The following is a 22,171-nucleotide window of genomic DNA, read 5'->3' as shown; positions in this document are numbered from 1 at the left end:
GTAATGGTTCAGCGGTACATGGCCTCAATCTGAGGCGCGTATTTGTTTTCGACCAATTTGCGCTTGAGCTTCATGGTCGGTGTCAGTTCTTCGTCTTCGGCTGTCAATTGTGTATCGAGCAGCCAAAATTTCTTGATCTGCTCAACCCGTGCAAATTTCTTGTTGACACGGTCGATCTCGGCCTGTATCAAGTTTTGCACCTCGGCGCTGTGAGTCAGGCTGGCGTAGTTGGAAAAAGGCACATCGTTGTCCTGTGCGTATTTCTCCACGTTTTCCTGGTCGATCATGATGATCACGGTCAGATACGCCCTTTTGTCGCCAATGACCACCGCATCGGTGATGTAAGGCGAGAATTTCAATTCGTTTTCGAGTTCGCTCGGGGTAATGTTCTTTCCCCCAGCCGTGATGATGATGTCTTTCATGCGATCGGTGATGCGGAAAAACCCTTCCTCGTCCACCACGCCCACATCCCCCGTGTGCAACCAGCCGTCGGCATCAATTGTTTCGGCGGTCTTTTCAGGCAAGTTCAGATAGCCCATGAAAACATTGGGGCCCCGCACCAGAATTTCGCCGGTCACCGGGTCCAGGCGCACTTCGTTGAATTCGGCGGCAGGTCCGATCGATCCGGGTTTGATGCGGTCAGCGGGAACACCTGTGGCGGCACCACAGGTCTCGGTCATGCCCCACACTTCCAGCATGGGCAGGCCCAGTGCCAAGTACCAACGCACCAACTCGGGCGAGATGGGCGCGGCACCCGTGACCAGAAACCTCGCACGGTGGATGCCGATCATCTTTCGGACATTGTTCAGCGCCAGCAAACGTGCCAGATAAAAGCGAAGCTTGAGGCTGGCAGGCACGGGCTGGCCTTTGAGCACCAACTCGGCCACCTGATGGCCCACACCGATGGACCAGCCATAAATGGCTTGCTGCAGGCCGCCCGCTTCTTTAAGGGCGATCATGACGCCCGAGTAAAACTTTTCCCAGACGCGGGGCACCGCCGTGAAAACAGTGGGCGCGATCTCGCGAACGTTTTCAGGCACGGTTTCGGGGTTCTCGACAAAGTTGAGTTTGGCACCGGTGTACAGGGAAAAATACTCACCCCCCATGCGCTCTGCGATGTGGCACAGGGGCAAAAAGCACATGCATTCGTCGCGTTCGTCTCGGGCGATAAGGGTGTTGTAACCGCGCACGGTGTAAACCAGGCCATGGTGGCTGTGCATGCCACCCTTGGGTCTGCCGGTCGTGCCCGAGGTGTAGACCAGGATGGCCAGATCTTCGGGCTTGCATTGGGCTACGCGCTGCGCCAGCAGGTGGGGATGGGCCTTGGCGTGTTCGCGCCCCAGGGCGCGCAGGTCTTTCAGGCTGATGACCTGTGGGTCGTGAAAGTCGCGCAAGCCGTCCATGTCAAACACAACGATCTTGCTCAGCAAGGGCAAGCTGTCGCGAACGGCCAAGGCCTTGTCGAGTTGCTCATCGTCTTCGACAAAAAGAACCCGGGTGGCCGAGTCTTCGCAGAGGTAATGCACTTGCTCTGCGGCATCGGTCGGGTAAATGCCGTTGGATACACCACCAGCGCTCAGCACGGCCAGGTCGCACAGCACCCACTCGATGTTGGTATTGGCCAGAATCGAGGCGGTGTGTCGGGCCTCAAAGCCCAGCGCCATCAGCCCATGGCCGATCTCGCGCACGGCCTGGGCGGTTTGGTCCCAGGTCCAACTGCGCCAGATGCCAAAGTCTTTTTGGCGCATCCATACATTCGGGCCACGGACGGCCACAGCATTCCAGAAGATGGCGGGGATGGTCTCGCCCGCCATGACGATGTTTTTTTGCGGCGCAATGCCGGAGGTGTCCCAGAGTTGGCTCATGTCTTATCTCCAGGTTTTCTTCTTTTTCCAGCGGCGATCGGCACGCACGCCCTCTTCCTTGAGCCCCAGGTAGAACTCCTTGATGTCCTCTTTTTCACGCAAACGGGCACAGATGTCTTCCATCACGATGCGGCCGTTTTCGAGCACGTAGCCGTAGTCCGAAGCATTGAGTGCCATGTTGGCGTTTTGCTCAACCAGCAAGATGGTGGTGCCACGCTCGCGGTTGATGCGCACCACGATCTCGAAGATTTCCTTGGTGAGCTTGGGGCTGAGGCCCAAGCTGGGCTCGTCCAACAAGATCAGGTCCGGGTTGGCCATCAAGGCCCGGCTGATGGCCAGCATTTGTTGCTGGCCACCCGAGAGTAAACCGGCGTCTTGGGCCGTGCGCTCACGCAGGATGGGGAAGTAATTGAACACGGCTTCCATGTCACGCGCCACGCCATCGCGGTCGTCGCGCGTGAAGGCGCCCATGAGCAGGTTGTCGCGAATCGACAGCAAAGGAAACACCTCGCGGCCTTCAGGCACGTGCATCAGGCCACTTTGCACAATGATGGCGGGGTCTTGCGCGGTGATGCTTTTGCCCTTGAACTCGATCGAGCCCTTGCGCGGGTCGATGATGCCGCTGATGGTTTTGAGGATGGTGGTTTTGCCCGCCCCGTTGGAACCCAGCACCGTGGCGATTTCACCCTTGCGAACCTGCAGGCTGACACCTCGAATCGCTTTGATCGGACCGTAAGCGCTTTCCACGTTGAGCAATTTCAGCATCACGCTATCTGTTGCCCCAGACACTTCTGCCGCCCCTGCCGGGCTGTCGTTCAAATTTTGTGTGGCGGCGCTCATGCTGCGCCTCCAGCCACGTAGTTTTCGCGGCGCAGGCTGGACACATCGTCCACCGAGCCCAAATAGGCCTCGATGACACCCGGGTCGCTTTGCACTTGGCTGGGCGTGCCGGTAGCGAGTTCTTCACCCTGGCTCATGGCCAGCACGCGGTCCGACACTTTGGAGACCAGGCTCATGTCGTGCTCCACCATGAGCACGGTGATGCCGAGCTCGTTCTTGATGTCCGAAATCCAGAAAGCCATGTCTTCGGTTTCCTCGACGTTCAGGCCCGATGAGGGTTCATCAAGCAAGAGCAATTGGGGATCGGTGCACAAGGCCCGGGCCAACTCCACGACTTTGCGCACGCCATAAGGCAAGCCCGCCACCATCGAGTCGCGATGGTGTTGCAAGTCAAGAAAATCAATGATTTGCTCCACTTTTTCGCGCGCCTCGATTTCGGCTGAACGGGTTTTGGCCGTGAAAAAAATCTCACTCCACAAACCGGTCTTGCGGTGGGTGTGGCGACCGATCAAGAGGTTTTGCAGCACCGTGGCGTGCTCGAACAGCTCGATGTTCTGAAAGGTGCGCGCAATTCCCAAGCCGGCGATCTGATGCGGCAGTTCATCCGTCAGGCGCAATGTGCCCTTGGGGCCAGCGTAGTCAATCACCCCGGTGGTGGGGGTGTAAATGCGACTGATCAAGTTGAACACCGTGGTCTTGCCGGCGCCGTTGGGGCCGATGAGGGTGAAAACTTCGCCGCGCTTGACGTCAAAGCTGACCTTGTTCACAGCCAGCACACCGCCAAAACGGACGCTCAGGTCTTGAGCGGATAAAAGGATGTCTGCGTTCATTTCAGACGGTCCGATTTCTGGAATGATTTCTGGCGCTTGAACAGGCCACGGCGATAGAACGGGAAGAGCTGGAACCAGGTGCGCACCTTGAGCCAACGCCCGTACAAGCCCATCGGTTCAAACAACACAAAGGCGATCAACACCATGCCGTAAACCGTGCCCTGCAAACCGGCGGCTCCGCCAATGGCTGCGGGCAAAAAGTCTTTGCCCATGGAAATAAGTTGGGGCATGACGATCAGGAAAATGGCCCCCAGGAAAGCCCCATGGATGGACCCCAGACCACCGATCACCACCATCAGCAACAAGTCGATCGACTGGATGATGCTGAACTGCTCAGGTGAAAGAAACTGGATCTTGTGGGCATAGAGCGCCCCGCCAATGCCGGCCAAAGCAGCCGACAAGGCAAAAGACAGCGTCTTATAGCGTGCCAGGTGGATGCCCATGCTCTGGGCCGAGATTTCGGAATCGCGGATCGCCACAAATGCCCGCCCGGTGGACGAACGCAGCAAATTCACGATGGCCAATGTGGCACCCACTGCGACAACAAGGCAAAGAAAATAGAACTCTTCGGTGGTGTCCAGGGTCCAGCCACCCAGTTTGGGGTAGCCGACCATCAGGCCCGCATTGCCACCCGTGACATGCTCCCAGCGGGCCATGCCCTCTTCGACAATGAAGCCAAAGGCCAGCGTGGCCATGCCCAGGTAAATGCCTTTGACACGCAGTGCAGGCAAACCGACGATGACCCCCGCAATGGCCGAGAACAAGCCCGCACACAACAAGGCCAGCGGAAACGGCACACCAGCGTTCACCATAACGCCTTGGGTGTAAGCCCCCACACCCAAAAAGGCGGCATGGCCCAAGGAGAATAAACCGGTAAAGCCGGCCAGCAGCATGAGGCCCAGGCCCACCACCGCATAAATCAGCACGAAGGTCAGTTGGGCCAGCCAGTATTCCGCAACAACCCAGGGTGCGGCCACCAGGAAAAGCCCCAGCAAGCTGTACCAGAACACATGGCCACCGTGCTTGGCCAGGATAATGTCCTGGTTGTATTCGGTCTTGAAAATGAAACGCATGTCGGGGCCTCAGACTTTCTTGCGCAGTTGCTCGCCGAACAAGCCATTGGGCTTGAGCACCAGCATGAGCAACACCACGATGTAGGGCGCAATGTCTTTAAAACCTTCGGGCAAGTAAAAGCCCGAAAACGACTCGACAATGCCAATCACCAGACCGCCCACGATGGCGCCAAGCAAGCTTCCAAAACCGCCGACCACAGCGGCCGGAAAAGCCTTAAGTCCAATAAAGCCCATGTTGGCGTGCACAAAGGTGATGGGCGCCAGCAGCAGACCTGCTACCGCAGCCACACCCGCCGCCAAGCCCCAGACCAAGCCATTGATTTGCTTGACCGGAATGCCCATGTAATAAGCGGCCAGCTGGTTTTGCGATGCGGCTTGCATGGCAACGCCCAACTTGCTGTACTTGAACATGGCAAACAAACCCAGACACAAAATGCCAGTGGCGCCGATCACCACCATTTGCTCGGCAGCAATCACCAGACTACCCAAGCGCAAAACCTGTCCTGCATAAGGCACAGGCATGGTGTGGGTGTCGGTTCCGACATCGGGGATCATGGTGATCAGGCCGCGCAGTACATACCCCACGCCAATAGTCAGCATGACAATGGAAAACGCAGGCTGCCCGAGTATGGGGCGAATCACCATGCGCTCCAGCAAGACACCGAAAACGCCCATGGCCACGATGGCGGCAGGCACTGACAACCAAAAAGGAAAGCCCAGCAGCATCATGGCGGCCAGACCCGAAAAGGCCCCCACCATCATCAGGTCACCCTGGGCAAAGCTCACCGTTTCGGTGGCCTTGTAAATCAGCACGAAACCCAGGGCAATGAGTCCGTAAATACAGCCCTGGGCCACACCGCTGATCAGCAGTTGCAGCAATTGCACGCCCGTCTCCTCTGTGTTTTTATTGTCTTGCCAAAGTCCGCATTGGCTTTGCCATGGGCTTCGAGCCTGGGCAAAAGCATTTGCGAACGACCGTGCGATTATGTATGTCTTACACGAGACTTTCCCTAGGGGTTGTCCCCCATTCAAACTCAAACACAAGGCTTCAATATCCCCGCATGACAAATGCCATTCGCATCGGTTCCGGCCTCGGTTTTTACGGCGATAACTGGGAGCCCGTGGTCGCCAGCATCGAGCGCGGCCAAGTCCAGTTCATCGCCAGCGACCACCTGGCCGAGCTCACGCTGGCCATTCTTCAAAAAGACCGCCAACGCGACCCGTCGCTGGGCTATGCCCGCGATGTGGTGCCCATGCTCTTGCGCCTGTGGCCGCTGATGCAGCCACGCGGCGTTCGGTTTGTGTGCAACGCAGGCGGCCTGAACTCGATGGGCGCCGCCTTGGCGGTGCGCAATGCTCTGGCAGGCGCTGGCTGGCACCCGCACATCGCGGTGGTGTCGGGAGATGACGTACTACCCCTTTTACAAGACGCAGGCACACGGTTTGACCACATGATGAACGGTGCAGACATGAGCAGCGTGCGCGAGCGTCTGGTGTTTGGCAACGCCTACTTGGGGGCGCAACCCATCGTGGATGCGTTGGACCAGGGGGCTGACATCGTGATCACCGGGCGAGTGGCCGATGCAGCGCTGTTTTTGGGGCCGCTGGTGCACGGCCTGGGCTGGAAGCTGGGCGATGCCAGCACGTCTGAAGATTTCAACCGCTTGGCCCAAGGTCTGGCGGTGGGCCACTTGCTGGAATGCTCGGGCCAGGGCAGCGGTGGCAATTTTGGCAGCCAGGGCAGCTGGCAAGCCATCCCCGATCTGGCCCACATTGGCTACCCGATTGCCGAGGTACAGGCCGATGGCACGGCCATCCTGACCAAAGCACCGGACACGGGTGGCCTGGTTAACTTTGACACGGTCCGCCAGCAACTTCTCTACGAGGTGCACAACCCACACGCTTACCTGTCGCCCGACGTGGTGCTGGACATGGGCCAAATCGCATTGACCGATGAAGGCCATCACCGGGTGCGCTTGACTGGGGCCAAAGGCGCGCGCCCTGGCGACCAGTTGAAGGCGGTGGCGGGCTTCAAAGATGGCTTCAAGGCGGAGGTCAGTTGGGGCTTTTCATGGCCCGACGCCTGGGACAAAGTGCACGCCGCGGAGGCCATGATCCGCTGCCAACTCAAGGAGCGAAAGTTGCCTTTTGACGAACTTTTTGTGGAGTATCCGGGCCTCAATTCGGCGCACGGCCCGCTGGCCCAATTGCCTTCAGCCACAGAACTGAATGAGCGCGCAGAGATCTGGGTTCGCATGGCCTTGCGCACACAAGTCAAAGCGGCGGCCGATGGTTTTGGTCGCCTCTTTCCCTGGATGGCCCTGAGCGGGCCGGCCTACACCTGTGGCTTTCAGGGCATGAACAGCAGCAGCGAATTGCTGGGTATCTGGCCCACACTGATTCCTCGCAACAGGGTTCAGGCCCGCCTTGAAATTCTGGAACTCAACACATGAACACCCTAAACCCAAGCCTCTTGCGCATGCCCCTGGCCCACCTGGCCCACGCCCGCAGCGGTGACAAAGCCGACTGGGTGGACTTTGGCCTGTTCGCCTGGAACGAAGACGGCTATCGGATCATTGAACGCGAAGTCACAGCAGACAAAGTACAAGCCCACTTTGACCCCTGGCTGCCGGGCAAGGTGCAAGCCTGGGCGTTGCCCAACATCCTGGCCATGAAATTCGTGCTGGAAGGCGCTCTTCAAGGTGGCGGCGCACGCAATCTGCGGCTGGACAACCTGGGCAAAGCCATGGGTGCTGCACTGCTGCGCATGGACATCGAAGTCAGCGCGCAAGAATGGCAGCAGGCACAAAAAAGCCCCCGAAGGGGCTGGTGGCCAGAGCCTTTGTCACCCTGGGCTTGATCACGGGGGCATGCGTCAAACGCGCTCGATGATCAGTGCAATGCCCTGACCCACACCAATGCACATGGTGCACAGTGCGTAGCGGCCGGATGTTTGTTGCAGGCGGTTGATGGCGGTGGTGACCAAGCGGGCACCCGAGGCACCCAACGGGTGCCCCAAGGCGATGGCGCCGCCCCAGGCGTTCACACGGGCGTCGTCGTCTTTCAGTCCCAGCATGCGCATCACGGCCAGGCCTTGTGCCGCAAAGGCTTCGTTCAGCTCGATCACGTCCATGTGGTCGATGGTCAAGCCTGTTTGGGCCAGCACCTTGAGCGTGGCCGGTGCAGGGCCAATGCCCATGACACGCGGGGCCACACCCGCAGTGGCCATGCCCACCACACGCGCTTTGGGCGTGAGGCCGTTTTTCGCCGCTTCGGTTTCACTTGCCAGCAGCAAGGCACACGCGCCATCGTTCACACCCGAGGCATTGCCTGCGGTCACGGTGCCATCAGGGCGCACCACACCTTTGAGCTTGGCCAGCGCTTCGAGGCTGGTTTCACGCGGGTGTTCGTCGGTGTCCACGAGGACGGCGTCGCCCTTTTTCTGGGGAATGCTCACACCCACGATTTCGCGCGCCAGGTGACCCGCCTTGATCGCGGCGACGGCGCGCAATTGGCTGTTGTAGGCCATCAGGTCTTGCGCTTCGCGCTCGATCTTGTAGTCGGTTGCCACGTTTTCTGCGGTCTCGGGCATCGAGTCCACGCCGTATTGCGCCTTCATCAACTTGTTGACAAAACGCCAGCCGATGGTGGTGTCGTAGACCGCATTGGCGCGGCTGAAGGCGCTTTCGGCTTTGGGCATGACAAACGGGGCGCGGCTCATGCTTTCCACGCCACCGGCAATCATCAGCCCGGCTTCCCCCGCCTTGATGGCGCGGGCGGCGGTGCCAATGGCGTCCAGGCCCGAACCGCAAAGTCGGTTGATGGTGCCGCCCGGCACATCGATGGGCAAACCTGCCAGCAGGCTGCTCATGTGCGCCACATTGCGGTTGTCTTCACCGGCCTGGTTGGCGCAGCCATACAGCACATCGGTCACGGCGGCCCAGTCCACTTTCGGGTTGCGGGCCATCAGTGCGCGCAAGGGCACCGCGCCCAGATCGTCGGTGCGAACGCTGCTCAAAGCACCGCCGTAACGGCCAAAAGGGGTACGGATCGCGTCGCAAATGTAGGCTTGGTTCATGTTGGTCGTTTCGTGAAGGTTGTCTTTATGCATTATATTGCATGAAATTTAGGTGCTCTTTTGTATTCTAGGGCCAGCATTGAAGTTGAAGTACGCCTGCTTCTGAATTCAGAGCATGGCGTCTGGCAGCAAGGCGTGACGGCGGCGCCATCCATCAAACCATGTGAAGGACCGGGGTCTGGGGCCAGGGCGATGTGGCAAAGCGAAGCGCCTCTGAGCCTTGGCCCCAGACCCCGGCCTCTCACTGCTTAAAACAGCTGTACTTAAGAGACAATCCACCCCATGCTGATTCAACCCTCCCAAGCCGATGTGCGGCGTTTTTTTTGCGGTGTCTACGCCAAAGCCCGCACGGAAGCCACTCTGGAACCCATGGAAATGCTCGTCAGCCAATGGATCAACGAGCACCCCGAATACCACGCTGAACTGGCCGATGTCGATGCCGCTCTGGCCAGCATGCACAAAGCCGATCCGAACCAGGAAAACCCTTTTCTGCACTTGTCGATGCACCTGTCCATCAGCGAGCAATGCAGCATTGACCAACCCCGTGGCATTCGCCAAGCGGTGGAGTTGCTCACCCACAAACTCAACTCACTGCACGATGCACACCACCAGACCATGGAATGTCTGGGCCGAATGGTTCACGAAAGCCAACGCGCCGGCCGCATGCCCGATGGCGAGGCCTACATCGCGTGCGTGCAACGCCACGCCACCCGAGACTGACTCAATCCACCCCGTGTAGCCAAGCCCGCTGCGCCTTCAGCACGGCATCGGGATACGCGGCTTGGCCCCGGGAGCCGTTGTAACGCCCAAGCCCAAGAAACAGATCACCGCGCTCACGGTCAAGGTAATGCCGCAAGATCACGCACCCGAAACGCAAATTGGTTTGCATGTGAAACAGTCGGCTCTGATCGCCATCACCAATGGAGCGCGCCCAAAATGGCATGACCTGCATGAAACCCATAGCCCCTGCAGACGACACAGCGTGTTTGCGAAACGCGCTTTCAACCTGAACCAAACCTAACACCAGTGACAAAGACAGACCTGCCCGGCGTGCCTCGTACCAAAGGGTTTGCAAGAACTCTTGCCGCTCAACGGGGTTCCGCTGAAAACGAACCAGCCCCTGGCCAGTGGCTGCAAGCCATCGGGCATAGGCCTGCTGATCGGAGGGGGTGGTCAGCACCGGCTCTGGCGGTGCGTCACCAGCGACTGCCGCGCTGAGGGCGGTGCGCACAGCAGTTGACAATTGCTCTTCGACTTGTGTGCCCGCATGAACTGACGTGAAAGGCAAAACGCTGAGGCCTGTGCCCAGCAAGGCGCTTTTTGCCAGTCGCTGCAACGCTTGGCGGCGGGTAATCGGTTCAAAATGAAGGGCGACGAAAGCCGACATGCCCCAACGCGAATCAGGCGGCCATGCGGGTTTTGATGTGCGCCAGAATGGCCGAAACAGCCACCTTGGTCGCTTCTGAATCGCGCCGGTGCTGGTATTCGATCAGGCCATCCTTGAGCCCCTTGTCTCCGATAGTGATGCGGTGCGGTACCCCGATCAATTCCCAATCAGCAAACATCGCGCCAGGGCGCTCACCCCGGTCATCCAGGATGACGTCCACGCCATCGGCCAGCAAGGCGGCGTAAATGCGTTCGGCCTCGGCCTTCACGGCTTCGCTGCGGTCCATGCCGATGGGGCAGATCACAGCTGTGAATGGCGCAATCGCATCGGGCCAGATGATGCCGCGTTCGTCGTGATTTTGCTCAATGGCAGCGGCGGGCAAGCGGGTGATGCCGATGCCATAGCAACCCATCTCCAAGAACTGGGGTTTGCCGTTCTCGTCCAAGAAGGTAGCGTTCATGGCCTTGGAGTATTTGGTGCCCAGGTAAAAGACATGGCCCACTTCAATGCCGCGCTCAATCGCCAGCTCACCTTGACCGTCTGGCGATTGGTCACCCGCCACCACGTTGCGCAGGTCGACGACCAACGCCGGTTCGGGCAAGTCCCGGCCCCAGTTCACGCCCGTGGTGTGGAAGCCTTCTTCGTTGGCACCGCAAATCCAGTCGGCCATGACGGCCACATCACGATCAGCCACGGTGTGGACGGGTTTTTTCAAATCCAGCGGACCCAGGTAGCCGGGCTTACAGCCAAAGTGGTCTTCGATCTCGGTCAGGGTGGCAAAGCGAAAGCCCCCCTCCATGCCAGGCAGCTTGCCGACCTTGACTTCGTTCATGTCGTGGTCACCGCGCAGCAGCAGCAGCCACACTTGAGATTTGACGATCTCGCCCTGCGCGTTCAGCTGATCGGTGGCCAGCACCAGCGACTTGACAGTGGAGGACAGCGGCACGTTGAGCAAGGTGGCAACGTCTTCGCAGGTGCTTTTACCGGGGGTCGCTGTTTTTGTCAGTGCCTGGGTTGCAGCACCCCTTCGCTGGCTGGGGGCAAGAGCCTCAGCCTTTTCCATGTTGGCGGCATAGTTGCTGCTGGGGCAATACACGATGGCGTCTTCGCCGGTCGCGGCGATCACCTGAAATTCTTCGCTCAGGTCCCCCCCGATAGCACCGCTGTCGGCAGCTACGGCACGGTAGGTCAAGCCGAAGCGATCAAAAATTTTGCGGTATGCACCTGCCATCACCTGGTAGCTTGCCTTGGCACTGAGCATGTCGCGGTCAAAGCTGTACGCGTCTTTCATGGTGAATTCACGGCCTCGCATCAGGCCAAAACGGGGCCGTCGTTCATCCCGGAATTTGGTCTGAATCTGGTAAAAATTCTTAGGCAGTTGCTTGTAGCTGCGCACTTCCTGGCGCACCACGTCGGTGACCACTTCCTCGCTGGTCGGCTGGATCACAAAATCGCGGCCATGACGGTCTTTGATGCGCAACAACTCAGGGCCCATCTTTTCAAAACGCCCTGTTTCCTGCCACAGCTCCGCGGGCTGAACCACGGGCATGGTCATCTCGATGGCGCCAGCGCGGTTCATCTCTTCGCGCACGATGGCTTCGACCTTGCGAATCACGCGCAAACCCATCGGCATGTAGTTGTAAATGCCAGCGCCCAACTTCTTGATCAGCCCTGCACGCGTCATCAATTTGTGGCTGGCGACTTCGGCATCAGCCGGCGCTTCTTTGAGGGTGGAAATGAGGAATTGGGAAGCTTTCATCGCGGCACGCTAACAAAACAGGGGAATCAGGGAAACATCCAAGAGCGAGCGCCAATGTGGCGTGCATAATGAACACAATTTAAAAATTTGGGGTTGATTATGCTTGACCGTGAAGGCTTTAGGCCGAACGTCGGCATCATTCTGCTCAACCAGAGAAACCAGGTTTTCTGGGGCAAACGCATACGAACCCACAGCTGGCAGTTTCCGCAAGGTGGCATTGACCGGGGCGAAAGTCCTGAGCAAGCTATGTTCCGTGAACTGCATGAAGAAGTGGGTCTCCAACCGGAGCATGTGCGCATCGTGGCCCGAACCCGTGACTGGTTGCGCTATGAAGTGCCAGACCGCTTCATCCGCAGGGATGCTCGGGGTTTTTACAAAGGCCAGAAACAGATCTGGTATCTGCTGCAATTGATGGGGCACGACCACCATCTGAACTTGCGCGCCACTGACCACCCCGAGTTCGACGCTTGGCGTTGGAACGACTACTGGGTGCCACTCGATGTGGTGGTCGAGTTCAAACGCGGTGTGTACGAAATGGCACTGACCGAGTTGGCCAGGTTTTTGCCGCGCCAAGAAAGGCAAAACCGCTATTTGCGCGGTGGCAGTCGAAGCCTTCGCGAAGGCCTAGACCCTGACAACGGGTCCTTGGAAATGGAGCCCCCCTTGCACATGGAGCTTCCGCCCGGGGCCAGCTTCGATCCGAATCCACAAGGCTGAAGCCAGTCAGGCTTGTGCGTGCAAGCCTGGCGGTCAGCGGGTCAAAATCAGGTTGTCCCGATGCACCATTTCGGGCTCGGCGGTGTAGCCCAGCAAAGCTTCGTATTCGTGCGAGGGCTTTCGGCATAACAATCGGGCTTCGGCGCTGGCGTAATTGGCCAAGCCGCGAGCGATTTCTGCCCCTTGTTCATCCCGAATGGCGATGACATCCCCGCGTGAAAAATCCCCGGCTACACCGTTCATGCCAATGGGCAGCAAGCTCTTGCCTTCAGTCAACACTTTATGTGCAGCCCCGGCATCGACCGTGACCGACCCACGCAACTGAAGGTGATCGGCCATCCATTGCTTGCGGGCTTGCTGTTTAGCCGTTTGGGCCACCAGCAAGGTGCCCATGTTGTCACCCTGACTCAAGCGCAGCAGCGCATCCGGCTCACGGCCCCAGGCGATCACAGTGGAAGCGCCCGAGCCCGCGGCCCGTTTGGCCGCGAGGATTTTTGTGATCATGCCGCCCTTGCCAATGCTGGAACCAGCCCCACCGGCCATGGCTTCAAGTGCCACATCGCCTGCGCGGGCTTCGTGCACAAACGTGGCTGAGGGGTCTTTGCGGGGATCCGCGGTGTAGAGACCTTTTTGATCGGTGAGGATGATCAGCAGGTCTGCCTCGATCAAGTTGGCCACTAGGGCACCCAATGTGTCGTTGTCACCGAACTTGATCTCGTCGTTGACGACCGTATCGTTTTCGTTGATGACCGGTAAAACGCGGTGTTGCAGCAAGGTCAGCAAGGTGGACCGGGCATTGAGGTAACGCTCGCGATCAGCCAGATCGGCATGTGTCAGCAACACCTGGGCGCTGCCCATGCCGTTTTCACGCAGCTTGGTTTCGTACACTTGTGCCAAGCCCATCTGGCCCACGGCGGCCGCAGCTTGCAAGGCTGGCACCTCACTGGGACGCGTGGCCCATCCCAGGCGTTTCATGCCTTCGGCAATGGCACCACTGGACACCATGACCACCTCTTTGCCTTCAGCGCTGAGCAAGGCCATCTGTCGGCACCATTCGCCGATCGCTTCTTCATCCAGACCGCGACCTTCGTTGGTCACCAGGCTGGAACCCACTTTGACAACGATGCGGCGGGCGTCACGCAAGAGATTGGAAACGGCAGGGGTGGTCATGCTTGGGGGTTTACTTTGCTGTTGGACAGCAAGTCGCAGGGGTGGATGCTAGGCGTCGTTGGGCTCAGAAGACGGTGTTTTGAATCGCGGATCATCGGCATCAGGCGCTTGTGGCTTGTCTTGCTCCTTGAAACGAGGGTCAATGTCCACAACGCCTTGTTCAATGATTTGCTGGGCCCGGATGTGCTTGTAGATTTCCTTGATCAGGGGCTCGCAACCTTCTCGCGTCAAGGCCGAAATCTGGAAGACCGGGCCTTTGTAGCGCATGCGCTTGATGAAATCCTTCACGCGAGCCTCGCGCTCTTCAGCGGGCACCATGTCCAGCTTATTGAGCACCAACCAGCGTGGCTTGTTGTACAGGCCCGGATCGTATTTTTTGAGTTCGGCCACGATGGCCTTGGCTTGCTGCACTGGGTCAACGTTGTCGTCAAACGGTGCAAAGTCAACCACGTGCAGTAACAAGCGGGTGCGCTGCAAATGGCGCAAGAACAAGTGCCCCAAGCCAGCACCTTCAGAGGCACCCTCAATCAGACCCGGCACATCGGCCACCACAAAGCTTTGCTCAGGGCCCACACGAACCACGCCCAAATTCGGGTGCAAGGTGGTAAAGGGGTAATCGGCGATCTTGGGCCGGGCGTTGGAGACAGCAGCGATGAAAGTGGACTTGCCAGCGTTGGGCATGCCCAAGAGGCCCACATCGGCCAGCACTTTCAATTCAAGCTTTAGCTCTTTCTTTTCCCCCAGCCAGCCGGGTGTTTTTTGGCGTGGCGCGCGGTTGATGGCGCTTTTGAAGCGCATATTGCCAAAACCACCGTCGCCACCCTTGGCGATCATGATGGTTTCGCCAGGCTCCAGCAATTCGTAGAGCACTTCGCCCGTTTCGGCATCGGTGATGATGGTGCCCACAGGCATTTTCAGGGTGACGTCGTCACCCGCTGCACCAAACATGTCGGAGCCCATGCCATGCTGGCCACGCTTGGCGTCGTGACGGCGTGAGTAACGGAAATCAACCAACGTATTCAGGTTGATATCGGCGAAGGCAAAGACATGTCCACCCCGACCGCCGTCACCCCCATTGGGACCACCAAACTCCTTGTATTTCTCGTGGCGGAACGAGACGCAGCCGTTCCCGCCGTCACCTGCGGAGATGTCAATATAGGCTTCGTCAACGAACTTCATGTGATTTCCAGTGTAGCTTGGGGTCCGCCGTCAAAACACAAGCGGGCCAAAATGCAAAAAGCCCCGTCTTGCGGGGCTCCTCTTCGCCATGGACGAGACAGGCTTAGACAGCCTTGGTCACGTTCACCATGTGCTTGCTGAGCTCGCCTTTGGTGGAAAACGACACATGGCCGTCAACCAGGGCAAACAAAGTGTGGTCTTTGCCGATGCCGACATTGTTGCCAGCATGGAACTTGGTACCACGTTGACGAACGATGATCGAGCCAGCGCTGATCAATTCACCACCGAAAGCCTTAACGCCAAGCATCTTTGGCTTGGAATCACGACCGTTGCGCGTAGAGCCGCCGCCTTTTTTCTGTGCCATGACCTATTCTCCTCAGGCAGAGATCGCGCCGATTTGCAGTTCGGTGAACTGCTGGCGGTGACCCTGACGTTTCTGATAGTGCTTGCGACGGCGCATCTTGAAGATGTGCACTTTGTCGTGCTTGCCATGCGCCAAAACTGTGGCTTTGACTGTGGCGCCGGACACCAGGGGCGTGCCAATCTTGAGTTCAGCGCCGATACCGACAGCTAAAACCTGATCAATCACGATTTCCTGGCCAACGTCCGCAGCAATCTGTTCTACTTTAATTTTTTCGCCAGCGACAACACGATACTGTTTGCCGCCGGTTTTTATGACCGCGTACATAAATGACCTCTTTGGATGGAAGTTTCCAAGGGCTAATCCCCAAGGAGCCTGAAATTTTAGCACGACATGCCCTGCCAGGCAATTGGCTGCAGCCAACAGCAGCCTTAAAGGGGGGCGACAGGGGTGCTTGTTATGCGGTCACTATAATGAGCCCGCACCGCAATGCGCCCAATATTGCCTTCTTTCGACTCGGCCCTGGCCGGCCACCCAGCCGGATACATCAAGTTGTCTGCTTACGAAAACAGCACCGCCGCCGTTCTTGAACTCGTGTCGCCCGATATGGCCGAGGTAGACCGCGTCATCGCCAAGCGACTCGATTCGGGCGTCCCTTTGGTGGGTGAGGTGGCCAAATACATCATTTCGGCCGGCGGCAAACGTCTGCGCCCGGTCTTGTTGCTTTTAACTTGTGGGGCTCTGGGCTACAAGGGTGCACAAAAGCACAATCTCGCTGCCGTGGTCGAATTCATACACACTGCGACCTTGCTGCACGACGATGTGGTGGACGAGTCGACCCTCAGGCGCGGCAAACCCACTGCCAACGAAAGTTTTGGCAACCCGGCCAGCGTGCTTGTCGGTGATTTCATGTACTCGCGCGCTTTCCAGATGATGGTTGATGCTGACAACATGCAGGTCATGCAAACCTTGGCCGATGCCACGAACGTGATTGCCGAAGGCGAAGTACTGCAGTTGATGAACATGCACGATGCCTCGCTTGACGAAGACGGCTATTTGCGTGTGATCCGCTCCAAAACAGCCAAACTTTTTGAGGCTAGTGCACGCCTGGGTGCAATTTTGGCAGGCAGTCCTGCCTCCATTCAAAACGCTTGCGCCGACTACGGTCAGGCCTTGGGCACAGCTTTTCAGGTGATCGACGATGTGCTCGATTACGATGGCAATGCCGTTGAAATGGGCAAGAACCTGGGTGATGACTTGCGCGAGGGCAAAGCCACCCTGCCCTTGATTTTGGCCATGCAACTGGGCAGCGAGGCACAAAGGCAGACCGTGCGTGAAGCCATAGAAACTGGCAGCATCACCCGATTGGCCGACATCGTAACCATCGTGCGCGACACAGGCGCACTGGAGGCCACCCGAAACGCAGCAGCCTCTGAGGCCCAACGCGCCATCGATGCGGCCATGCAACTGCCAGACAATGCATACAGGCAAGCCATGGTGGTGCTGGCCTCAGAACTGCTCAATCGCAGAACCTGACAACTCTTCATATCAATTTGCTCATGCGTGCTCAAGCGCCCCACATGCATTTGACGTTGCCCCCTGTTTCATTCGACAAATCAGATTGAGCGCCATGAAACTGCGAAAAACAGCCCTTTGTGCTTTCATTGGCTTGATCTGTGTCATGTGCTCAGTGGCCAATGCCAGCACCAAGTGGGAGGCCGTCACGCTCAACGACTTGGGTTTGTTTTACATTGACCCCAAATCCATCACTGAAGAAGACGGCCGGAAATGGGTCTGGACCGCCCTGGATTACAAGAAACCCCAAAGTACGGGCGATGGCAAGGCGTACTTGTCCACCCATTCCCAGATTCAACTCAACTGCAAATTGAAGATGGCTCGGGTGATGCATTTGACTTACTACACAGGTCCGATGCTCACTGGTCAGGTTGTGAGTCGCCAAGGCATGTTGCATGAGTGGCTGAACATTGAAGCGACTTCACCCATCCAGAAAATTGCCCGTCGTATTTGCTGAAGGAGTGATTGGCCTGAAGGGCAATTCGAAACCCAGCCCCGCAACGCTGGAATCAGTTGCCGCCACTCAGTTCTTGTCGTCGCGAAGGCGGATCACAGCCTCACGCAAATCATGCGCCCAAACTCGGCGATCCCTCCCTTGGGCGAGTTGCGGCACCCCAAAATGAACCACGGCCGTGATCCTGGGCGCAGTGAGGGTGCGCCAGATGGAGCCGACCAATGTGTCCTCACCAATATAGCAAGGCGCAAAACTCGGCTCACCACTTCGGGCATCCAGGAATTGAAGCGACATGGGCTGCACGGGCGCCTCGGCTTGAATAGCCGACTGGATCAGATTGGCGTGAAAGGGCAGCAAGTCTCGCCCATCGCTGGTGGTGCCTTCAGGGAACACTGCCACCACATCGCCATTCTTCATGGCGTCTGCCATGTCCTTGACCATGCGAAGGGCGTCTTTGCGGCTGGTGCGTTCAATGTAGAGGGTGCCAGCGCCCGTGGCCAGCATGCCCACCAACGGCCAGTCACGGATATCGGACTTGGAGACAAAACGGCAATGCCGCGCCGCATGAATCACCGAAATATCCAGCCATGAAATGTGGTTGGCCACGATGAGGGCCGGGCCATTGGAAACAGGCCTTCCCAGCACCTTGAGGTGGATGTCCCATAAGGCCAAAAACTGCAAGGCCCAGGCCTGCACGCGCATCTCGCGTTGCTCAGGGGACCACCGGGGAAACCTGGCATAAATCGTCCACATGCCGATGAGGATATGCCATAGTCCGCGCAGCAATTTCCACAGAGCGATCAGTGTGCGCATGTCGTCTCGCAGGCCACCCTGCAACCAAATGACAAGCCCATCCGGCTCACCAGCTGATTGCGCGCAGGGTGTCCACGCTCACAAAAAGTCAAAATAACCACCGGTCAGCGCGCTTCAAATGCCACGTTGCCACCGACGACCGTGGCCAGCACACGTCCTGGCAACTCGTAGCCCGAAAACGGCGTGCTTTTGCCCTGACTGCGCAAAGACGCGTCGGTGACGAGCCAATGGCCTTGATCGGACAGTACGCACACATCGGCCAAACCACCCACCGCCAATTGCCCCGCCGAGCCTTGCAAGCTGCCCAGAGCGGTGCCCAGCACCCGGACCGGGGCTGCGGTGACGCGTGAAATCACTTGCGTCAAAGGCAACCCGGCATCCTGCCCCCACTTGAGGGCCAGGCTCCAGAGCAGTTCCATGCCCGTGGCACCAGGCTCGGCTTCGGCAAACGGCAAAGCCTTGGCATCGGCATCGACCGGGGTATGGTCAGACACCAGGGCGTCCAGCGTGCCATCGGCCAGACCGGCACGCAGGGCGTCGCGGTCGCGCTGCTGACGAAGCACGGGCAGAAGACGGGCGCGGCTGTCGAAATAGCCCATGTCGGCGTCTGTCAAGTGCAGCGAATTGATGCTCACATCGGCGGTCACCGGCAAGTCTTCGGCTTTGGCCTGGCGTACCAGATCCACCCCCTGAGCACTGCTGATGCGGCAAAGGTGTACACGGGCGCGGGTGCTGCGCACCAGCTCAAAAATGGTGTGCAGCGCAATTGTCTCGGCGGCCACCGACACGCTGGACAAGCCCATGCGCGTGGCCAGCGGGCCGCTGGCTGCCACGCCTTTGCCCAGATGGAGCTCTTGCGGACGCAACCAGACGGTGTAGCCAAAGGTGCTGGCGTATTGCAAAGCGCGCTGCAGCACCTGTGTACTGGGAATCGGCACTTCGGCTTGGCTAAAACCCACGCAACCGGCGGCGGTGAGCTGCCCCATTTCGGTCAGCACTTCTCCACGCAAGCCCAAGGTGAGTGCGCCCAAAGGCAGCACGCGTGCCAGGTGCAACTTTTCGGCGCGGTGGCGCAGCATTTCGACCAAGCCCGGCTCGTCAAGCACCGGCTCTGTGTCGGGCGAGCAGACCAGGCTGGTCACACCGCCCGCCACGGCAGCGGCCATTTCGCTTTCCAGCATGCCGGCGTGCTCCTGACCAGGCTCGCGCAGGCGAGTCGCCAAGTCCACCAGGCCAGGGGCCACGATGGCACCTGTCGCATCGATTGTGCGGTTGGGTGTGAAGTCGACAGGCACCTGGCCCACCGCCACAATGCGTCCGGCGGCAATCGCCACATCCGCTGTTTGGTCAATGCCATTTGCGGGGTCAATCACCCTGCCGTTTTGAATGAGGATTTTCATGGCTGCACTCCACCAGGCTGACTCAGGGCGCTCAGGGCGCTCAGGGCCATTTTGCGGAGCAGTGAATAAACAAAGAGGGGGGCGTGGGGGTTCATGTTTTTTCCTTATGCCTCGTTGCCTGCGACGATGCTCATCACCGCCATGCGCACAGCGATGCCAAAAGTCACCTGCGGCAAGATCACGCTTTGCTGCCCATCGACAACAGCAGAGTCAATCTCCACGCCCCGGTTGATTGGGCCGGGGTGCATCACGATGGCATCGGGCTTGGCCAGCTGCAGTTTTTCGGGCGTCAGGCCAAAGCTCTTGAAGTATTCCTGGCTGGATGGCAACAGCGCGCCCGTCATGCGTTCATTTTGCAGACGCAACATGATCACCACATCACAGCCCTTGATGCCTTCTTCCAGGTTGTTGAAGACCCGTACGCCCATTTGTCCCATGTCGGCAGGCACCAAGGTCTTGGGGCCGACCACGCGAACTTCGGCACAACCCAGCGTGGTCAGCGCATGGATGTCCGAGCGGGCCACGCGGGAGTGAAGCACGTCGCCCACAATGGCCACCGTGAGGTTGGAAAAGTCTTTTTTGTAGTGCCGGATGGTGTACATGTCCAGCAGCCCCTGGGTGGGATGTGCGTGGCGTCCGTCACCGGCGTTGACGACATGGACATGGGGCGCTACATGTTGCGCGATCAAATACGGTGCGCCCGACTCGCTGTGACGAACCACAAAAATATCCGCCGCCATGGCCGACAAGTTGGCGATCGTGTCGAGCAGCGACTCCCCTTTGCTGGCCGAAGACCGAGCGATGTCGAGGGTGTACACATCGGCCGACAAGCGGGTGGCAGCGATGTCAAAGGTGGTGCGGGTGCGGGTGCTGTTTTCAAAGAACAGGTTAAAGACGCTCTTGCCGCGCAAAAGAGGGACTTTTTTCACCTCTCGCTCCTGCACGCTGACGAAGCTGGCCGCCGTGTCGAGGATGTGCGTGAGGATGTCTTTGGACAGGCCTTCCGTGGACAGCAGGTGAATCAGTTCACCGTTCTTGTTGAGTTGGGGGTTGTTGCGTTTGTAGAGCATGGTGTCCTCGCCCGGTTCAGGCCTTGTTCTCCACTTCAAAACTGAAAGTACCCGATGCATCGCGGGCCAGCGCCAGCGATTGGGTTTCAGGCAGGGCTACTCGGGCAGCGGCAAAGTCTGCCTCCACCGGCAACTGGCGCCCGCCCCGGTCCACCAGAACAGCCAACTGCACGCGGGCGGGGCGGCCGTAGTCAAAAATCTCATTGATCACTGCCCGGATGGTTCGCCCGGTGTAGAGCACATCGTCCAGCAGCACAATGTCAGCCCCATCGACCTCAAAGGGCAAGTGGGTCTGACCGCCTGCCGACAGACCGCGCTGGGCGTAATCGTCGCGGTGCATGACCGAAGACACACGGCCTGATTCACCCGGCAGGCCGAGGTCGCGATGCAGTCGCTCAGCCAACCAGGCCCCCCCGGAGGTGATGCCCACCAAACGGGTATCGGCTTTGCATAAACTGCGCACGCCACGCAAAAGCTCCTTGTACAGGGCTTCTGCATCCAACGCCAAAGCACTCATGGCAGGCTCCTCAAAAATTGGTCAAGAATGATCGCTGCTGCTGCCGCATCGGCGTCTTTGGCGCCATTGGAAAGGGCTTCGGTCGTGGTGTAGCGCTCGTCCACCTCGTACACGGCAAGACCAAAGCGGCCTCGCAACTGGCGGCCAAACTTGCGGGCACGCAGGGTGTTTTCGTGTTCGCCGCCGTCGGGATGGGTGGGCACGCCGATCACCAGCGCATCGGGCTGCCACTCCTTGATGCGTTTGGCGATCAGCTCAAACCGGGCATCGCCTTCGGCAGCAATCGTCCCTTGCGGGGTGGCGGATTTCAGCAAACGATTGCCCATGGCCACGCCTGTTCGCTTGAGGCCGTAGTCAAAAGCCAGGAAGGTTTGCTGCGATACCGGCACCACCTCGACAGGCCCTGCGCTCATGCGTGCCCCGCATCTGGGGAAAGCATCCAGCTTTTGAGCCCCAACAAATCCAGCGCACGCTCATAGCGCTCGGCCATGGGCACGTCAAAAATCACATCGACAGAAGCCGGCACCGTGAGCCAGGTGTTTTCACTCAATTCGGATTCAAGCTGCCCTTCACCCCAGGACGAGTACCCCAAAGTAACCAGTACCCGGCGCGGCCCCGCCCCGGAAGACAGGGCTTCCAGCACATCGCGGGAGGTGGTCATTTCCAGCCCACCCGGCACAATGAGGGTAGAAGCGTAAATTGAGCCCCCATCCTGTTCAGGCTTGTCCATGCGCAGCGGATCGTGCAAGACAAAGCCGCGTTCGGTTTGTATCGGGCCACCCTGGCCCACCAGGTTTTCCACCAGATCTTCCCGGCGCAGGCGCAAATCCACCTTGTCAAACAACAGACGCATGCTGATGTCTGCCGGTTTGTTGATGATCAAGCCCATGGCGCCGCGAGGTCCGTGCTCACACATATAAATGACGCTGCCAGCGAATGTCTCATCTTCCAACCCGGGCATGGCAATCAGAAAATGATGCTTGAGGTCAATGGAGTCACAATCTGTCATCCCCCGATTTTAGCGGCCCCGTCCCTGCGGGCGAGTCCAAGAGTGCATTGATTGATCCAACCCGGCAAACCTTG

Annotated in this window: 24 protein-coding genes; 6 read left to right on the top strand and 18 right to left on the bottom strand. The window is 58.7% G+C overall.

All coding sequences use genetic code 11. The features are described from left to right. Positions 1 to 8: 8 nt before the first annotated feature. The 5 genes from B9Z45_RS10425 to B9Z45_RS10405 are packed head-to-tail and all read right to left on the bottom strand — an operon-like array spanning position 9 to position 5,493. Positions 9 to 1,865, bottom strand: a complete 1,857-nt coding sequence (locus B9Z45_RS10425; protein WP_108407160.1) for a long-chain fatty acid--CoA ligase — start codon at positions 1,863 to 1,865, stop codon at positions 9 to 11. Positions 1,866 to 1,868: 3 nt separating this feature from the next. Next, positions 1,869 to 2,705 carry an ABC transporter ATP-binding protein gene (locus B9Z45_RS10420; protein WP_108407159.1) on the bottom strand — a complete coding sequence of 279 codons (837 nt, stop codon included), beginning with the start codon at positions 2,703 to 2,705 and terminating at the stop codon, positions 1,869 to 1,871. Further along, positions 2,702 to 3,535: an ABC transporter ATP-binding protein gene (locus B9Z45_RS10415; protein WP_108407158.1), complete on the bottom strand. Its 834-nt coding sequence runs from the start codon at positions 3,533 to 3,535 to the stop codon at positions 2,702 to 2,704. Before B9Z45_RS10415 ends, B9Z45_RS10420 begins: the two co-directional genes overlap by 4 nt. Further along, the gene (locus B9Z45_RS10410; protein ID WP_108407157.1) at positions 3,532 to 4,608 is read right to left on the bottom strand and encodes a branched-chain amino acid ABC transporter permease; all 1,077 of its coding nucleotides are present in this window, start codon (positions 4,606 to 4,608) and stop codon (positions 3,532 to 3,534) included. The genes B9Z45_RS10415 and B9Z45_RS10410 overlap by 4 nt, the downstream gene beginning before the upstream one ends. Positions 4,609 to 4,617: 9 nt before the next feature. After that, positions 4,618 to 5,493: a branched-chain amino acid ABC transporter permease gene (locus tag B9Z45_RS10405; protein ID WP_108407156.1), complete on the bottom strand. Its 876-nt coding sequence runs from the start codon at positions 5,491 to 5,493 to the stop codon at positions 4,618 to 4,620. A 176-nt stretch (positions 5,494 to 5,669) separates the two neighbouring features. Here B9Z45_RS10405 and B9Z45_RS10400 point away from each other — a divergent pair, with 176 nt between their 5' ends. Together B9Z45_RS10400 and B9Z45_RS10395 are read left to right on the top strand one after the other, a co-directional pair. Further along, positions 5,670 to 7,061, top strand: coding sequence for an acyclic terpene utilization AtuA family protein (locus tag B9Z45_RS10400; protein WP_108407155.1), 1,392 nt, complete (start codon positions 5,670 to 5,672; stop codon positions 7,059 to 7,061). After that, the gene (locus B9Z45_RS10395; protein WP_108407154.1) at positions 7,058 to 7,468 is read left to right on the top strand and encodes a hypothetical protein; all 411 of its coding nucleotides are present in this window, start codon (positions 7,058 to 7,060) and stop codon (positions 7,466 to 7,468) included. The genes B9Z45_RS10400 and B9Z45_RS10395 overlap by 4 nt, the downstream gene beginning before the upstream one ends. 15 nt (positions 7,469 to 7,483) lie before the next feature. On the opposite strand, the gene pcaF is transcribed toward B9Z45_RS10395, so the two are convergent. After that, positions 7,484 to 8,686: a 3-oxoadipyl-CoA thiolase gene (gene pcaF / locus B9Z45_RS10390; RefSeq protein ID WP_108407196.1), complete on the bottom strand. Its 1,203-nt coding sequence runs from the start codon at positions 8,684 to 8,686 to the stop codon at positions 7,484 to 7,486. 285 nt (positions 8,687 to 8,971) lie between these two features. Here pcaF and B9Z45_RS10385 point away from each other — a divergent pair, with 285 nt between their 5' ends. Next, positions 8,972 to 9,406 (top strand): DUF1841 family protein, encoded by a 435-nt coding sequence (locus tag B9Z45_RS10385; protein ID WP_199221886.1) that lies wholly within the window; start codon positions 8,972 to 8,974, stop codon positions 9,404 to 9,406. A gap of 1 nt (position 9,407) precedes the next feature. Here the strand turns inward: B9Z45_RS10385 and B9Z45_RS10380 are convergent, their stop codons facing one another. Together B9Z45_RS10380 and B9Z45_RS10375 are read right to left on the bottom strand one after the other, a co-directional pair. Next, positions 9,408 to 10,073, bottom strand: a complete 666-nt coding sequence (locus B9Z45_RS10380) for a lytic transglycosylase domain-containing protein (protein ID WP_108407152.1) — start codon at positions 10,071 to 10,073, stop codon at positions 9,408 to 9,410. A 13-nt stretch (positions 10,074 to 10,086) separates the two neighbouring features. Further along, on the bottom strand, positions 10,087 to 11,832 hold the full coding sequence (locus B9Z45_RS10375) for a proline--tRNA ligase (RefSeq protein WP_108407151.1): 1,746 nt from the start codon (positions 11,830 to 11,832) through the stop codon (positions 10,087 to 10,089). A gap of 99 nt (positions 11,833 to 11,931) precedes the next feature. On the opposite strand from B9Z45_RS10375, the gene B9Z45_RS10370 reads away from it, so the two are divergent. After that, positions 11,932 to 12,549, top strand: a complete 618-nt coding sequence (locus B9Z45_RS10370; protein ID WP_108407150.1) for an RNA pyrophosphohydrolase — start codon at positions 11,932 to 11,934, stop codon at positions 12,547 to 12,549. 33 nt (positions 12,550 to 12,582) lie between these two features. On the opposite strand, the gene proB is transcribed toward B9Z45_RS10370, so the two are convergent. The 4 genes from proB to rplU form a co-directional block, all read right to left on the bottom strand. Beyond that, entirely contained in the window at positions 12,583 to 13,719 is a 1,137-nt protein-coding gene (gene proB / locus B9Z45_RS10365; protein ID WP_108407149.1) for a glutamate 5-kinase, read from the bottom strand. A gap of 48 nt (positions 13,720 to 13,767) precedes the next feature. Further along, a complete protein-coding gene (gene cgtA, locus B9Z45_RS10360) occupies positions 13,768 to 14,898 on the bottom strand; it encodes an Obg family GTPase CgtA (RefSeq protein ID WP_108407148.1) in 1,131 nt (376 codons plus the stop codon). Positions 14,899 to 15,001: 103 nt separating this feature from the next. After that, positions 15,002 to 15,262: a 50S ribosomal protein L27 gene (gene rpmA / locus B9Z45_RS10355; protein ID WP_108407147.1), complete on the bottom strand. Its 261-nt coding sequence runs from the start codon at positions 15,260 to 15,262 to the stop codon at positions 15,002 to 15,004. A gap of 12 nt (positions 15,263 to 15,274) precedes the next feature. Continuing rightward, positions 15,275 to 15,586, bottom strand: a complete 312-nt coding sequence (gene rplU, locus B9Z45_RS10350) for a 50S ribosomal protein L21 (protein WP_108407146.1) — start codon at positions 15,584 to 15,586, stop codon at positions 15,275 to 15,277. Between the two features lie 279 nt (positions 15,587 to 15,865). Here rplU and B9Z45_RS10345 point away from each other — a divergent pair, with 279 nt between their 5' ends. Both B9Z45_RS10345 and B9Z45_RS10340 read left to right on the top strand, forming a co-directional pair. After that, positions 15,866 to 16,795, top strand: coding sequence for a polyprenyl synthetase family protein (locus B9Z45_RS10345; protein WP_370445829.1), 930 nt, complete (start codon positions 15,866 to 15,868; stop codon positions 16,793 to 16,795). A 94-nt stretch (positions 16,796 to 16,889) separates the two neighbouring features. Continuing rightward, the gene (locus tag B9Z45_RS10340; RefSeq protein WP_108407145.1) at positions 16,890 to 17,291 is read left to right on the top strand and encodes a surface-adhesin E family protein; all 402 of its coding nucleotides are present in this window, start codon (positions 16,890 to 16,892) and stop codon (positions 17,289 to 17,291) included. 66 nt (positions 17,292 to 17,357) lie between these two features. Here the strand turns inward: B9Z45_RS10340 and B9Z45_RS10335 are convergent, their stop codons facing one another. The 6 genes from B9Z45_RS10335 to B9Z45_RS10310 all read right to left on the bottom strand — a co-directional run bounded on the left by B9Z45_RS10335 (position 17,358) and on the right by B9Z45_RS10310 (position 22,097). Then, positions 17,358 to 18,101 carry a 1-acyl-sn-glycerol-3-phosphate acyltransferase gene (locus tag B9Z45_RS10335; protein WP_108407144.1) on the bottom strand — a complete coding sequence of 248 codons (744 nt, stop codon included), beginning with the start codon at positions 18,099 to 18,101 and terminating at the stop codon, positions 17,358 to 17,360. Positions 18,102 to 18,205: 104 nt separating this feature from the next. Further along, positions 18,206 to 19,501, bottom strand: coding sequence for a dihydroorotase (locus tag B9Z45_RS10330; RefSeq protein ID WP_108407143.1), 1,296 nt, complete (start codon positions 19,499 to 19,501; stop codon positions 18,206 to 18,208). A 104-nt stretch (positions 19,502 to 19,605) separates the two neighbouring features. Then, on the bottom strand, positions 19,606 to 20,571 hold the full coding sequence (locus B9Z45_RS10325) for an aspartate carbamoyltransferase catalytic subunit (RefSeq protein WP_108407142.1): 966 nt from the start codon (positions 20,569 to 20,571) through the stop codon (positions 19,606 to 19,608). Between the two features lie 16 nt (positions 20,572 to 20,587). Beyond that, on the bottom strand, positions 20,588 to 21,088 hold the full coding sequence (gene pyrR, locus B9Z45_RS10320) for a bifunctional pyr operon transcriptional regulator/uracil phosphoribosyltransferase PyrR (protein ID WP_108407141.1): 501 nt from the start codon (positions 21,086 to 21,088) through the stop codon (positions 20,588 to 20,590). After that, on the bottom strand, positions 21,085 to 21,501 hold the full coding sequence (ruvX, locus tag B9Z45_RS10315; RefSeq protein ID WP_108407140.1) for a Holliday junction resolvase RuvX: 417 nt from the start codon (positions 21,499 to 21,501) through the stop codon (positions 21,085 to 21,087). Before ruvX ends, pyrR begins: the two co-directional genes overlap by 4 nt. Beyond that, positions 21,498 to 22,097 (bottom strand): YqgE/AlgH family protein, encoded by a 600-nt coding sequence (locus tag B9Z45_RS10310; protein ID WP_108407139.1) that lies wholly within the window; start codon positions 22,095 to 22,097, stop codon positions 21,498 to 21,500. The genes ruvX and B9Z45_RS10310 overlap by 4 nt, the downstream gene beginning before the upstream one ends. Between the last annotated feature and the right edge of the window lie 74 nt (positions 22,098 to 22,171).

It is taken from the genome of Limnohabitans sp. 2KL-17, from assembly GCF_003063415.1.
In the GTDB taxonomy this organism is placed as follows: domain Bacteria; phylum Pseudomonadota; class Gammaproteobacteria; order Burkholderiales; family Burkholderiaceae_C; genus Limnohabitans_A.
This window is presented reverse-complemented; position numbering and strand designations above follow the sequence as displayed.